This window comes from Bartonella tamiae Th239 (genome assembly GCF_000278275.1).
In the GTDB taxonomy this organism is placed as follows: domain Bacteria; phylum Pseudomonadota; class Alphaproteobacteria; order Rhizobiales; family Rhizobiaceae; genus Bartonella; species Bartonella tamiae.
In genome coordinates, this window is sequence record NZ_JH725147.1 from 784,151 (window position 1) to 797,768 (window position 13,618).

The 13,618-nt window shown below is 37.5% G+C and carries 13 protein-coding genes and 1 tRNA gene; 3 read left to right on the forward strand and 11 right to left on the reverse strand.

Going from position 1 to position 13,618, the window contains the following annotated elements; all coding sequences use genetic code 11:
- Window positions 1-15: 15 nt before the first annotated feature.
- The 5 genes from ME5_RS03495 to ME5_RS03515 form a co-directional block, all read right to left on the reverse strand.
- The gene (locus ME5_RS03495; protein WP_008038463.1) at window positions 16-1,758 is read right to left on the reverse strand and encodes a ShlB/FhaC/HecB family hemolysin secretion/activation protein; all 1,743 of its coding nucleotides are present in this window, start codon (window positions 1,756-1,758) and stop codon (window positions 16-18) included.
- Complete coding sequence (locus tag ME5_RS03500; RefSeq protein WP_245256480.1) at window positions 1,758-2,312, reverse strand: invasion associated locus B family protein; 555 nt, start codon at window positions 2,310-2,312, stop codon at window positions 1,758-1,760. The genes ME5_RS03495 and ME5_RS03500 overlap by 1 nt, the downstream gene beginning before the upstream one ends.
- A 221-nt stretch (window positions 2,313-2,533) precedes the next feature.
- On the reverse strand, window positions 2,534-2,932 hold the full coding sequence (locus ME5_RS03505; protein ID WP_008038466.1) for a hypothetical protein: 399 nt from the start codon (window positions 2,930-2,932) through the stop codon (window positions 2,534-2,536).
- A 121-nt stretch (window positions 2,933-3,053) separates the two neighbouring features.
- Entirely contained in the window at window positions 3,054-3,869 is an 816-nt protein-coding gene (locus ME5_RS03510; RefSeq protein WP_008038467.1) for a DUF5681 domain-containing protein, read from the reverse strand.
- A 6-nt stretch (window positions 3,870-3,875) separates the two neighbouring features.
- Window positions 3,876-5,231, reverse strand: coding sequence for a site-specific DNA-methyltransferase (locus tag ME5_RS03515; RefSeq protein ID WP_008038469.1), 1,356 nt, complete (start codon window positions 5,229-5,231; stop codon window positions 3,876-3,878).
- A 296-nt stretch (window positions 5,232-5,527) separates the two neighbouring features.
- Here ME5_RS03515 and ME5_RS03520 point away from each other — a divergent pair, with 296 nt between their 5' ends.
- Together ME5_RS03520 and ME5_RS03525 are read left to right on the forward strand one after the other, a co-directional pair.
- The gene (locus tag ME5_RS03520; protein ID WP_008038471.1) at window positions 5,528-6,004 is read left to right on the forward strand and encodes a DUF2924 domain-containing protein; all 477 of its coding nucleotides are present in this window, start codon (window positions 5,528-5,530) and stop codon (window positions 6,002-6,004) included.
- Entirely contained in the window at window positions 6,001-7,707 is a 1,707-nt protein-coding gene (locus ME5_RS03525) for a recombinase family protein (RefSeq protein ID WP_008038472.1), read from the forward strand. Before ME5_RS03520 ends, ME5_RS03525 begins: the two co-directional genes overlap by 4 nt.
- 391 nt (window positions 7,708-8,098) lie before the next feature.
- Here ME5_RS03525 and ME5_RS03530 read toward each other — a convergent pair.
- From ME5_RS03530 to dusB, 4 genes are all read right to left on the reverse strand, one after another.
- Window positions 8,099-8,188: transfer RNA gene (locus tag ME5_RS03530), tRNA-Ser, on the reverse strand.
- 77 nt (window positions 8,189-8,265) lie between these two features.
- Complete coding sequence (gene ntrC / locus ME5_RS03535; protein WP_035000325.1) at window positions 8,266-9,723, reverse strand: nitrogen regulation protein NR(I); 1,458 nt, start codon at window positions 9,721-9,723, stop codon at window positions 8,266-8,268.
- Entirely contained in the window at window positions 9,720-10,847 is a 1,128-nt protein-coding gene (locus ME5_RS03540) for a two-component system sensor histidine kinase NtrB (RefSeq protein ID WP_008038475.1), read from the reverse strand. Before ME5_RS03540 ends, ntrC begins: the two co-directional genes overlap by 4 nt.
- Entirely contained in the window at window positions 10,847-11,833 is a 987-nt protein-coding gene (dusB, locus tag ME5_RS03545) for a tRNA dihydrouridine synthase DusB (RefSeq protein WP_008038477.1), read from the reverse strand. The genes ME5_RS03540 and dusB overlap by 1 nt, the downstream gene beginning before the upstream one ends.
- A 267-nt stretch (window positions 11,834-12,100) precedes the next feature.
- Here dusB and gstA point away from each other — a divergent pair, with 267 nt between their 5' ends.
- Window positions 12,101-12,688 carry a glutathione transferase GstA gene (gene gstA / locus ME5_RS03550; protein ID WP_008038479.1) on the forward strand — a complete coding sequence of 196 codons (588 nt, stop codon included), beginning with the start codon at window positions 12,101-12,103 and terminating at the stop codon, window positions 12,686-12,688.
- A 106-nt stretch (window positions 12,689-12,794) separates the two neighbouring features.
- On the opposite strand, the gene ME5_RS03555 is transcribed toward gstA, so the two are convergent.
- The gene (locus tag ME5_RS03555) at window positions 12,795-13,088 is read right to left on the reverse strand and encodes a hypothetical protein (RefSeq protein ID WP_008038486.1); all 294 of its coding nucleotides are present in this window, start codon (window positions 13,086-13,088) and stop codon (window positions 12,795-12,797) included.
- 10 nt (window positions 13,089-13,098) lie between these two features.
- Window positions 13,099-13,446, reverse strand: coding sequence for a hypothetical protein (locus ME5_RS03560; RefSeq protein ID WP_008038489.1), 348 nt, complete (start codon window positions 13,444-13,446; stop codon window positions 13,099-13,101).
- Between the last annotated feature and the right edge of the window lie 172 nt (window positions 13,447-13,618).

Below are 13,618 nucleotides of genomic sequence, written 5' to 3' on the forward strand. Positions count from 1 at the left end.
CGTTGTAGGAAACTTCTAAAAATTCATAGAAACAGATATAAAGCCCATGCCGCCTTTATCTTTTTTAACAGTCGTTGAAAAAATCTCAGAATATCCCCCATCAAGAGAGAATTTACCGCCTGACAGCTTAGCGCCAACAGTCCAACTGGCTAAATTATTATCCTCAAACCTATATTTTGCTTGTGCAAAAACTTGACCATAGTCCAACCCAAAATAAGGGCGAAACTCTCCAAGAGTTGAAGCGAGTGTTGCATTCTTTGTCCATGGAACGGTACGCCAAATAATATCATTACGTGTAAAAAAGCCATTGTTACCGTAAATTAAACTTTCACGTGCTCCACGCACATTTGAATAACTACCAATGGATATTTGTTCAGCACCAAATAATTGGTCTGGTGAATATTGCCCCACAAGAAGATTACTCAAAATAAAGTTTTGCTTACCTATTTTAAATGGCGTCATCACACTGATTGTTGCTGTGAATTTTGAAAACTCTGGATCTGCGTCTCCTGCAGCAGGTTCATGTTTTTTAACAGCTCCAAAAGCATTCAACCCTTGAAGGTAACTCACATCAAATGTCCATGTACCTTTTAACATTTGTCTTGAATGAGAAAGCCCTAAGTTACCAACTGTATATTGGCGGCTTCCCACTTCAATCTTGTTACCAAGAAGAAAATTATTGGTTGATTTATAAGCAAGCCCCATATTGAGCGTTGTAAGTGAGTTTCCATCACGGTGAATGATACGACTTGCACCACCACGCAATTCTCTAGAATCCCCAGATGTTTTCATAGGCTCATATTGTCCTTGAACAATGCTATGATAATTATAAAAATAGCCAGAGATATTAAATGTCCAATAACCGTGTGGAATACTCACACTTCCTGAGTAACTATTACTATGGCGATCTTGAGGGCTTTGTTTCCAATAATCTTTGTCTGTTCTTTGATAACTAAAGTTCCATATGTCGTTGATTTTAAGAATATTATCAAGCGTTAGCCCTGCATTATAGCGTGCATATCCCGTTGATTGTTGCCCAAGATTGTCATGACTTAGATTGACCTGCCAAGGTTTGTCTCTTTGATTAGTAATATTTAATATTGTACTACCATCATTGCCGCCAGGTAGCATCTCACTCTTGGCGTTATTAGAAGCAAGGCGGTTCATCTGGTCTAAACCTTGCTCGACATCACGCATATTTAAAACTTTTCCAAGAATTCCAGGGAAAGCACTTAACATAACACCATCATAAAGACTTGTGGGCTTTCCATTATAATAGAGAGAAGAAAGTTTACCTTCTTGAACGAGAAGACGTAATATTTTACTCGTTTTTATATCCTGCTCAGGAATATACACACGTGCAGTGACATAGCCTTTACTCAAATAGGCATCTGTAAGTGCCTTCATCAATGCTTGAATATCACTTAAACCAATACATTTATTATCATAAGGTGAAGTAATAGATGAGATAGTTCTTGATGATAATTTCGTTGCGCTTTCAACAACTACGTGATTAATCGTAAAACATGTCCCATCATCAGGAATGAGAGGCTGTTTCAATTGAGGTGATGGTCCAGCATTAGGTGTAAAATGACGTAACTGATCAATTTGCTGTTTCTTTTGCTGTTCAGCTTGACGGCGTGCAAAATCATCAGCAGGGGACTGCCCATAAGAAAGAGATGCTGTTCCTAGTAAAGATAACATCATTAAAAAAACAGGAAAAGATTTATACGTCATGAAACGAGATGGATATTTCATCAAGGTAAAACCTCACCTTTCTCAAAAGCGTTTAAAGCACTTGAGAAACCTTTAAGAGAAAACTTAATGTTGACATTTTGTCCATTGATTAAACGAAAATGCCCAGTTGCTTCATTAGATTTTTTTAATGCCGTGAGAGCCTTGTTATCAAGCTTTTGTTGTGCCCAGCATCCCGCTTGGTTGCAATTGCGATAAGTCATTTTGAATATATCTTTGCCATTTATGCTAAAGCGAAGGCCTGAAGGAAGGTAAACATTCAAAGGCGTAATGCTTGTCATTAAAAGCGAAGGTTTTTGTCCTGCTTTTTGTGGAGCGGTTAAAGCAATAGCGATTGATAAAACTGTTACTGTTTCATCTCCTTGCTTAACTTGTTGAAGTTGAACAACTTCACATTGCTGTATAGGTTTGTCATTGACTTGGGAAACATCATTACAACGATAAAACCAATCATCAAACTGTTTTGCATGAACGGGTGATGAAGGCTCATTTGCAAGTGGTTGCGCTAAACCAAAAGAAGTGAGAAAACAAAAGACGACTGAAAAAAGAAGATACATCTTCTTCAAAAGACACAAAGGTCTCATGCTTTCCTACCTAATGTAATAAATTATTAACTATAAATACTCTATAGTTTTGTATCAAAAAAATACAATAGTTAATTTATGGTATAAAAATATTTTTGAAAAATGTCACAATTTGAACACACTTATTGCGCGTGTAAATAGAATCTATTCAACTTCAAAAGAGAAAAGCTAATATAATAGCTTTGAAACTTCATTTATTGAGATAATTTGTAAATTATATCAGAACAGCTCATCCCTGAAGAAGTTTGAGTGAGTGCAATAACTTTACCTTGTTTATCTGTTGTCACGCTCACACTGCATGAAACTGTTTGCATTGTTTGAATGGGCGGACCATTCACAATGCTTGCAACATTATGACCATTGACCATGCGAGTTCCAGCAATTTTTTGTGATGAAGCAAGTGTAACCCAGCGTGTATCACTTCTATTCCAACTATAGACTGTTCCATCTTGGGTGTTAGATATTGAATCTGGGATACCAAGCTTTAATTCTACATCCTTAATAGAGTGCCCAACATATTGGTTTTGTATGGGTTGAGAAAGTGGCACATTGGTTGATGCGCAGTTAGACAAAAGTAAAACACTTGAAATCAAAAGAACCTAACGCATGATAAAATCCCCTCCCAATAATAACTTAAAATATAAAGCTAAGAATGTTTCTTAACAAGTGAAAAATAAAGACTGAAGCATTTTATCTCGTTAGGTTAATTCTTACTTATAAGATAACACTCCCATCGAAGTTGAGTATTCCATTTTGTATACCTTTCACGCGTTGTTCCATGGACTGCCAGCGGTTATGTTCTTTTACAACGTCTTCAACGGGTAACCCCCATCTTATCATGATAGTTTGTTCATAAAGCTCTAAAAAGTAGAGTGCTTTTTGAACAAGGTTTGATAGGTTTTTGTTCCTTTGTGTTGATTTATGAGATCTTAAAGCATTGACTGTATCTTCATATTCTTTCTTTGTTTGCCAAAGCTTGTCCCATAGGCGTTTATCTTTTTCATCAACAGGGCCTTTGATAGAAATCTCCATGCAGCGAATATCAATATCGATATGATCAGGATGGGGAATAAAATCATCTTCATGAAGGGGAAGACCTTGCGCTTTTCTTTGTTGAAGAATGGCTCGTGCTTTTTGTTTGTAGAGAAAGAAGGATTGTAATATCTCAGACGTCTGATTGGCTTGCTCGGTTTCAATTATGTGAAGGCTTTCCATAAAGAGCTTTTGAGCACCCACATGCCCTTGTGCTGCTTTAAGGGCAAGAGAGCGCATAGCGGCTTGTGCAACACTTAATTGAATTGGGCCATCTTTGTCTTGTATAGTGACAGTGCGATAAGCTTCATGAAGAAGAATATCATGAAGCTTTAAATGTTGGCTTGATAGCTTATTGGTTGAACCTTTGGGACGACCAGATGGATTACCAGATTGCCCTTGTTTAAATTGGTTGTCTTTTGGTGGCTTGCCATAACCAACAGGATAAGGTTCAAGAGTATGCATATTGGGTTTGAAGACTTTTGGTGCTTTTGTCATGTTTTGTTATCCTTGATGCTCAATTAAACTTGGACGCTCTAACAAGACAGCCTGATCTTTTGCATAGTCTTCATAGCGTTGAAGGATAATGTCACAATAATGGGGATCATATTCACTCAAGTAAGCACGCCGTCCTGTCTTCTCAGCCGCAATTAAGGTTGACCCAGAGCCACCAAAGAGATCAAGAACAATATCATTGCGTTGTGATACATCCTTAATCGCATCAGCAATCATCTCAACAGGTTTGACTGTAGGATGATGGTTAAGTTCTTTTTGATTGGCACTGCGATATTGCCAAACATTGGTACGATAACGTCCATGTTGGCCAAGTTCAAAACTATTAATGTGATCAGTTGTTCCATATTTGTAAGCAAAGATCAGTTCATGGCGTGAACGATAGAAGGTTCCCATACCACCATTATCTTTTGCCCAGACGATTAAGTTTTTAAGTTCACTATAAAGGCCACTTGCTGCATCCATGACTTCACGCATATGACGCCAATCCATACAGATAAAATGAATGGAACCATCTTTTGAATGCTCTGTCAGATGAATAAAGGCATTGCACAAAAAGGTGGTAAACTCTTGTTCGTTCATTTCTCCTGAAGCAAAAGCAAATTCCTTATGCTTGGTTTTACCATTGCCACCTACATGACCATCAATTTTAACATTATAGGGGGGATCAGTAAAAACAAGCGTGGCTTTCTCATTGTTCATGAGAGAGGCAAGTGTTTGTTTATCCAAACTATCACCACAGATAAGGCGATGATTGCCTAAAGCCCAAATGTCACCAAATTGGACGCGTTCACTTACATCTTGAGGAAGTGCATCCTCTCTTGGATCACCTGTTTCTTCCAGTTGAACGCCGTCAATAAGCTGATCAATCTCGGCGATTGTAAATCCTGTTGTATTAAGCTCAAAGCCAAGATCAATTTGTGACAAGGCTTTTAATTCTTGAGAGAGTAAATCTTCATCCCAACTGGCATTCAAAGCCAATTGATTATCAGCCAAAACATAAGCGCGCTTTTGTGCGTCAGACAGAGTTTCGAGGTAAAGACAAGGAACATGAGGAAGTTTTAAAAGCTTTGCCGCTTCTACGCGACCATGACCTGCAAGGATCGTGTTGTTCTGGTCAATAAGCACAGGATTAGTAAAGCCGAATGTTTCTATGCTTTTGGCAATTTGTTTGATCTGATGTTTGGAATGTTTGCGCGCATTTCTATCCCATGGTTTGAGATCGGTGATCTTTAAAAGGTGAATATGGCGTTTAAGGTCACTGTCTGCCTTATCTTTGTTTGCATCCGGGGTAGACTGATGAACATTATCTTTAATTGTGTTTTGGTTAGGTTCTATGTTGGTCATTGTGTTCGTTCACTTCAAAATTGGTGGGTGGGTTTGGGTGAGTTGTTGGTTATTGAAGTCTATATCATAAATAGAACATACAGTGAACATTTATTTAAAATATGTCATAAAACATTGGGATGTTTCTTTTAAAACGCAGAGTTGAACTCATAAGCATTATTTAACTGGACTTAAGGGAAAGTAAGAGCAAACGTGTTGATAGGTATCAATCATTCGAGTTGATGAAGCAACTGGGCAGGACTGTTTGAAAGTTTATAAGAACGGCATCATGGCAAAAGAAATAAAGAGGGGATGAGATGATTGATACTGGTTCACTTGAAACCTTGAAGCGTTCAGATCTTTTAGATCTCTGGCGAAATGTTATAACAACACCGCCATCACGGACCATGGGGCGCAATGTCATGTGTGGGATACTTGCGTTTGAGATACAATCTAAACAATATGGCGGATTGAATAAAACCTTCCAAAAAGAATTAAAGCGTTATGAAACAGCTTTGAATGCCGGCAAAATAATAAAAACTAAAGGACATAAGCTTCGACAAGGTTCTCGGTTATTACGCGAATGGAATGGGATAACCCATCATGTTGAGGTGACAGAGAATGGTTATCTATGGAATGGCAAACTTTATAGGTCTTTATCCTCCATTGCTAAAGCCATTACTGGCACGCATTGGTCTGGACCAAGATTCTTCGGTTTGAATAGCAAAGATGCTCATCATGGTACGAGTGGAATAGGTTATCAGCTTCATGAACGCGATGGGGAGCCAGCATGAGTAAGAATACTCAACAATCAACTAAAATACGCTGTGCTATCTATACACGCAAATCATCGGATGAAGGTTTGGAACAAGAGTTCAATTCGCTTGATGCACAATATGAAGCGTGTGAATCCTATATAGCAAGCCAAAAGCATGAGGGTTGGGTTCTTGTCAAAAAACGCTATGATGATGGCGGTGTCTCAGGTGGAACAATGGAACGGGCAGGGCTAAACGCTTTGCTCAAAGATATAGATCAAGGTCTTATTGATATGATTGTTGTTTATAAGATTGATCGTTTAACACGCTCTTTGATGGACTTTTCTAAAATCATTGAACGATTAGATAAAGCGAGTGCCAGTTTTGTTTCTGTTACGCAAAGTTTTAATACTGCAACATCTATGGGACGACTAACCCTTAATATGCTTTTATACTTTGCCCAGTTTGAGCGAGAAGTCACAGCAGAGCGTATTCGCGATAAAATAGCAGCATCTAAAGCCAAAGGCCTATGGATGGGCGGAACAACGCCTATGGGATATCAACCGCATCCTGATCCAACAATTAGAGGATTGATTATGGATGATGTTCAAGCAGAAAAGGTCAGAAGGCTATTTTGTCTTTATGATAAATTCCAGTGTTTGACAAAAGTCGAAGAGATGGCACAAAAAGAGGGGATAACGCGTAAGAATAAAAATGCAGGGCTAAATGATAAAGCAACTGCTCAAAGTGAGGGGGCTGATACTGATAGTTCTCAACCTTATCTCTCTCAATCTTACTTATCTCGAGGTGCCATTCATAAAATCCTTATCAATCCTATTTATATTGGCAAGGTCAAACATAAAGAATTGCTCTATGATGGTCGCCATGAGGCCATTATTAATTGTGATTTATGGCAACGTGTTCAAGATAAGCTTCAAATGAAAAGCGCTAAGAAAAGAGGAAGTCAAAACAATACTGAAGAAATAGCTTTGTTTAAATCAAAGCTCTTTGATGAAACGGGTGAGCATTTAACGCCAACCCATACAATTAAAAATAAGAAGATCATTCGTTATTATATCTCCAGCCGTTTGTTAAATGGCAAAGATCCATCCGCTTGGCGACTTCCTGCTCAATCCTTTGAAGAAACACTTATGAAAGCCTTTAATGAGAAGGTAAGTGACTATGTTGAGCAAAGCACATTCGCCAAACAACAAACATCAATTCAAGAGATCAAAGCACAAAAGAAACAGCTTGATCTCTATTTAAAAGATTCCCCTCATAAGCGTGCACAGGTGATTAAACGCATTAATCTTAAAACCGATCAGATCACATTACATATTGATACGGCCTTATTATTCCAAAAGCTATCACTGCCACAGAGTGAACAACAAACAGATATGACTTTTATTCTTCCCATGACACTTCGTAAACGTGGAGTTGAACAAAAGCTCATCATTGGTCAAAAGTTGCCAGAGCAAGATCAGGCTCTCATTAAGAGTCTTGTCAAAGCACATCAATGGCTGAACACTATGAAACAAGGTCAGACCTTTGCTTCAATCGCCACCCAAGAAAACATCAATGAGAGTTATATCCGCTCACGCATTCCCTTAGCTTTTTTATCCCCAAAGCTTCAAAAAGCTATTCTCAATGGTAATCAACCCATTGATCTTACATTAGAAAAACTTGTCCGTTGCAAGATACCACTTGATTGGGCAAAACAAGAACAGCTCTTCATGCAATAAGACAAAAGCAAATCAGGTAATAAACACTACTATCCTTGATGCTTAAGCTCAAACATATCGTCTGAATTATCTCATCTTAAAAAAACAACGTCTCGCATCAGAAAATTAAATCTCAAAATCTGTGCCAGAAACATTAAAGCCATTGCTCAAATTTGGCGTCATTTGAACAATAGAAAAAAATAAATTCCCTGTTAATTCCCTGTATTCTTGGAAAACCACAAAAAATCTATCAATCCGCACCGACAAAAAATGCAAACAGAGACAGAGCGCAGGAAAAACTCAAATAAAAGCAGGAAATAAATCTCTTAAGAAAAAGACAAAATCTAACTCTTTGATATCTTGGTGTAATGTCTGAAATAAAAAGGAACACAGTAAGATTAACGTGTCTTAATGGCGGAGGGGGTGGGATTCGAACCCACGGTACAGTCTCCTGCACGCCGGTTTTCAAGACCGGTGCCTTAAACCGCTCGGCCACCCCTCCAAAAAAGATATGTGTTCTTTACAAGGTTCTCACCAAAGGTCAATCACCTGAACACGTTTTTTTTTAAATTCCCAAACTTATCGAATATTTTTTGTCATTGTTAAACCCAAATCGCGCACTTTTTTGCGCAATGTATTGCGATTTAAACCTAAAATCTCAGCAGCTTTGATTTGATTACCATTTGTCGCTTTAAGACAGGCACGAATGAGCGGATATTCAACCTCTTCTAAAATACTTTGATAAAGACCTGATGGCAGTATGTCCCCTTGAAAAGACTGAAAATACTCTACAATTCTATCTTCTACAGCTTGCGAAAGAGTTTTTTTTTCATCAAACGTAGCGATAGTGAAAACATTTTTATTGTCTTTAATGTTGGTAAGCTCTGCAGCAATCACATCAGGGCCTATTTCTCTTTGCGGATAAAGAGCCGCAAGACGGCGCACAAAGTTTTCCAACTCGCGAACATTTCCAGGCCAAGAGTGCGTATAAAGTAATTCCATTCCTTCAGAATTTATAAATTTTTCACCTAAACCTTCATGGACAGCATTATGAAAAAAATGATGAACCAAATCATCAATATCATGAATACGTTCTCTTAAAGCAGGAATACGAATAGGAACAACATTTAGCCGATAAAACAAATCTTCTCGAAACTGACCACTATGGATTAATTGTGAAAGGTTTTTATTGGTCGCAGCAACAATTCGGACGTCTGTTTTGATCGGTGTTCGTCCACCTACACGCATATATTCACCTTGTTGCAAAACCCGCAAAAGACGTGTTTGCGCCTCCATCGGCATATCGCCAATTTCGTCAAGAAAAAGTGTCCCCCCATTTGCCTGTTCAAAACGGCCAGATGCGCGTGCATTTGCACCCGTAAATGCACCTTTTTCATGACCAAACAATTCAGACTCAATCAAATCACGTGGAATAGCTGCCATATTGATTGCAACAAAAGGACCATGATGACGGCGCCCATATTCATGCAAAGAACGCGCCACAAGTTCTTTGCCTGTTCCTGATTCACCTGTGATCAAGATTGTGAGCTCAGTTTGCATCATCCGCGCAAGCTGACGATAAATATCTTGCATCGCTTGTGAACGCCCAACGAAAGGAAGTCCATCAGATCTATCTTGTGTGACATGGTTTTTCTTTTTTGAGCGTACTTGTGCCATTGCACGTTCGACAATTTGAATCATTTCGTCAAGATCGAAAGGCTTTGCGAGATAGTCATAAGCGCCTGCCTGAGAAGACTTTATTGCCGTCATAAATGTATTTTGTGCACTCATAATAATGACAGGCATTTCAGGACGCACTTGTTTTATGTTCGGCAAAAGATCAAAAATCGTTTTATCAGGCATAATCACATCGCTTATGACAAGATCACCTTCATTTTCAGACAGCAAATTCCATAATTTTTTAGAATCCGCCGCAAGTCGAACCTCATAATCTGCGCGCAGTAAAGCTTGTTGCAGAACCATTCGGATAGCGGCATCATCATCAGCAACAATTATTATCCCCTTGCTCACTATCATTCTCCACTTGTTGGATTTTGTCGTCTCTTTTTTTGCCACATAGGCAAGAGAACACGAAACACGGTTTTGCCTTTTTGGGTTTCACACTCAACGATCCCACCATGGTTATGAACAAGTTTAGCAACCATAGGCAAACCTAGACCTGAGCCATTCACTTTACTGGTTATAAAAGGATCAAATAAATTTGGTTGAATATCAGCCAAAATACCCGAACCGTTATCCTCAACACAAAATTCCAATGGAAGCGCTACTTTTTCGCGACGATTATGTGATGCGATCCATATTCCAGATTTATATGAAGATTTAAGTATAATTGTTGCATCAGCATGATTTTTTAAAGCTTCTGATGCATTTTTAACGAGATTCAAAAAAATCTGAATGAGCTGATCACGATGACCCGATACAGGTGGTAACGAGGGATCATATTTTTCTATAAACCGTATATTTTTAGCAAAGCCATTTTGCGCCAGCATTTTTACATGATTAAGGACCGTATGCATATTAATAGGAGAGTGTTCAATAGGACGTTCATCAGAAAAAATTTCCATCCGATCAACCAATCCAACAATTCTATCCGTCTCATTTTGAATTAATTGTGTTAATTGCCTATCCTCATCATTAAGACTATTTTCAATCAATTGTGCCGCACCACGAATTCCTGAAAGGGGATTTTTGATTTCGTGAGCAAGCATTGATGCAAGACCCGTGATTGATCGTGCAGATCCACGTTGGTTAAATTGACGATCCATTCTTTCTGACATGGATTTTTCATGAAATAAAATAATGGCAGATCCTATTTTTTCAGGAAGAGGCAGAAGAAAAACATCCACACGTTTATTATATCCAAGACGTGGTAAAAATAAATCAATGTTATATTCATTAATGGGTAAAGATTGACTTCGCATTGTTTGCAATAGTGAAAAAAGAGAACTTTGAGGAGAGAAAATCCAAGAGAGATTTTCACGTCTCAGGATCTTGGTACTTGTTTTAAAAAAATCTTCTGCACCCAAATTAGCATATATTAATTTATTATTCTCATTGATTATAATGATTGAAAATGGGATGCAATCGAGAATAAATGTCGAAAGATTTTGCGATGAGCCTTTTGCTAATTCATTCAACATTAGGCTACTTTTTTCTTTATATCTTCAAAGCGATTAAAAATTTCTTTTAAAAGCAACAAAACGTGCTCAGGGTTTTTTGACGTCAAAATATCCTGACGTTCAGATGCATTATAAAACCCTTTTGCATGTTTTTCTAAATACCATTGGATATGTTTTCTCGCATGACGCACACCAATATTTTCACCATAATAATCAATCATTTCGTGATAGTGATCACAAATATAGTGCGCCAAGTTTTCATTAAAATCATACCCTACAATCGCTCCCACAATCCATGGAGCACCGTATGCAGCACGCCCGACCATCACAGCGTCAGCACCGGATTTTTGCATACATATTTCAGCATCTTGGCGCGTTTTTATATCGCCATTTGCAATCAGTGGAATTGATATACGATCTCTAACACGTGCAATGGCATCCCAATTTGCTTGCCCGTGATAAAATTGCATTCTGGTTCGCCCATGTACTGTAATCATCGCTATGCCAGCGTTTTCTGCCAATTTTGCAATTTCAGGAGCATTGATGCTTTGTTCATCCCATCCAAGACGCATTTTTAAAGATACAGGGACTTTAGCTACTTTTAAGACGGATTCAATCAACGACATCGATAATTTTATATCACGCATGAGGGCAGCACCAGAATATCCCCCCGTAACTTTTTTTGCTGGACACCCCATATTAATATCAATCATATCAACATGCGCTTCTTGTGCAATTTCAGCAGCTAATGCCATCCATTTCGCTTCACGCCCAGCAAGTTGTATGACATGTGAGGATAAACCATCACCTTTGATGCGTTTTAGACTTTCAGACGAATGAGCACATAATTCACCACTGGCAACCATTTCTGAAATCACCATTCCAGCACCAGCTTTCCAACTTCTTAATCGAAATGGCAAATCGCTCACACCTGACATTGGTGCTAAAAAAACGCGATTACGAAATTGATGAGATCCAACGTTAAGCGGTTGAGATAATATTGACAAGCTTTGTGCCCTTTATTTCATCATTTGGTTTTCACTTATCTTTTTTTTAAGACATAATTCAAAAATAAACCTATTTCTATTATGAAGAATTTTCATAAATATTGCAATTCAATCGCCTCATACATCATGCATTCTATCTGTATTGATATTGATTTTATAAATCTTGTACCTAGAATGATGAATAGTTAATGAAAGATGAACAGTTGACTCATATCCTTAATTTATTTAACAATAAATAATAGTAATAACGAGATATTAAGGTTTATTATGAAACTCTATTACGCACCTGGCGCATGTTCTCTTGCCGCCCAAATTACTGCAAATGAAGCAAATATTCCTGTTTTTCTTGTAAAAATTGATTTATCGACAAAAACGACACAAGATGGTGCCAATTTTTTTGATATCAATCCTAAAGGTTGTGTCCCTGCATTAGAACTTTCTGACGGGCGTATTCTTACAGAAATACCTGCGATTTTACAGTATCTGGCTGATTTAAAGCCTGAAAAAAATCTTGCTGAAAAACCCGCAACATTTGAAAGAGCAAAAGTCCTAGAATGGCTCAATTTCGTCGCAACGGAACTGCAAGTCAATTTTTCTTTTGCTTTTCAAAATCCTTCTGATGAACAGAGAAAAAAAGGCATTGAAAAACTTCTAAAACGTTTTGATTTTGTTGAAAAACAATTAGAACAATCAGACTTTATAGCAAGTGAAAACTTTACCATTGCTGATGCTTATCTTTTCACAGTTTTGACTTGGTGCCCAATAGTCAAAATTGATTATAGTGACAAGCCTATGCTTGTTAAATATTTTAACAAGTTAAGTGAACGAGAAAGCGTGAAGAATATATTATCATAAAAATAAGATGTTCTTTACACTAAAACGGCAATAAAAAGCAAAATACTTAAAATAGCGCGAAATGTTTTATGTCTACCTCGATGGTGTTAGCATTTTAAACAAAGGCTTACTTTTCGCGTGGCAACATGATTAAAATAAGAGAAACTAAAAAACCAAATATGGTGCCAATAATTATACCCATGATAGTACCTATTAAAATCGCTAAAATATTTCCATAAGCAATAATGGGACCAAAGCCAGGAATTGCCGCATAGCCATTGGCTGCTAAAAACGCAATTAAAAATCCTGATAATGCGCCAATTGCTGCACAAATTATAACGGGCTGTGTCGTTTCACTTAGTTTACTGAATAAAGTATTGTGATCATATAGGTGACTATTTTTTTTCTTCATATCAAGCATTATGATCTTTCTACTGTTCAACAAAAATATCACCAGAATAATCTATCGAGACCTTATAATTATGACCGTTATGAGAAATAAGCGCACGCCAAATACCATCTGGATCCAATAAGAGATGCTTAATATGATTAAATCCATGATCACGAAGACGTTTTTCTATTTGCTCTTTTGTAAATGAATTATGCCCTATTTTCATCATTGTCGAAGATAGAAACTGGTTTTCAAGTCCTTTTTTTAAGATCCAATCATTGGCATGGACAGGAAGCAAATATAGTGTGAGAGTTAAAAATGGTAATAGAATAAAAACTTTAAATCTTATTTTATCCATTATTATTAAATTATTGAAATATTGAATCATAAGACCTCCTCTCTGCGTTTTTACAGATGCCATATTGATTTCATTATCTCTCGTTAAACGTTTATAAATAGTAAATCGTTCCCGTTATGATTGGAGGGAACAAAATTCAACCGTTCTTATTACAAGCACAAAAAACATATAAGGTAAGATGTCATAGAAAACTTAATCTTGA

Coding starts and splice junctions, on each gene's coding strand:
- ME5_RS03495 (WP_008038463.1), bottom strand. CDS start 1,758: ATGAAATATCCATCTCGTTTCATGACGTATAAATCTTTTCCTGTTTTT.
- ME5_RS03500 (WP_245256480.1), bottom strand. CDS start 2,312: ATGTATCTTCTTTTTTCAGTCGTCTTTTGTTTTCTCACTTCTTTTGGT.
- ME5_RS03510 (WP_008038467.1), bottom strand. CDS start 3,869: ATGACAAAAGCACCAAAAGTCTTCAAACCCAATATGCATACTCTTGAA.
- ME5_RS03515 (WP_008038469.1), bottom strand. CDS start 5,231: ATGACCAACATAGAACCTAACCAAAACACAATTAAAGATAATGTTCAT.
- ME5_RS03520 (WP_008038471.1), top strand. CDS start 5,528: ATGATTGATACTGGTTCACTTGAAACCTTGAAGCGTTCAGATCTTTTA.
- ME5_RS03525 (WP_008038472.1), top strand. CDS start 6,001: ATGAGTAAGAATACTCAACAATCAACTAAAATACGCTGTGCTATCTAT.
- ntrC (WP_035000325.1), bottom strand. CDS start 9,723: ATGATAGTGAGCAAGGGGATAATAATTGTTGCTGATGATGATGCCGCT.
- ME5_RS03540 (WP_008038475.1), bottom strand. CDS start 10,847: ATGTTGAATGAATTAGCAAAAGGCTCATCGCAAAATCTTTCGACATTT.
- gstA (WP_008038479.1), top strand. CDS start 12,101: ATGAAACTCTATTACGCACCTGGCGCATGTTCTCTTGCCGCCCAAATT.
- ME5_RS03555 (WP_008038486.1), bottom strand. CDS start 13,088: ATGCTTGATATGAAGAAAAAAAATAGTCACCTATATGATCACAATACT.
- ME5_RS03560 (WP_008038489.1), bottom strand. CDS start 13,446: ATGATTCAATATTTCAATAATTTAATAATAATGGATAAAATAAGATTT.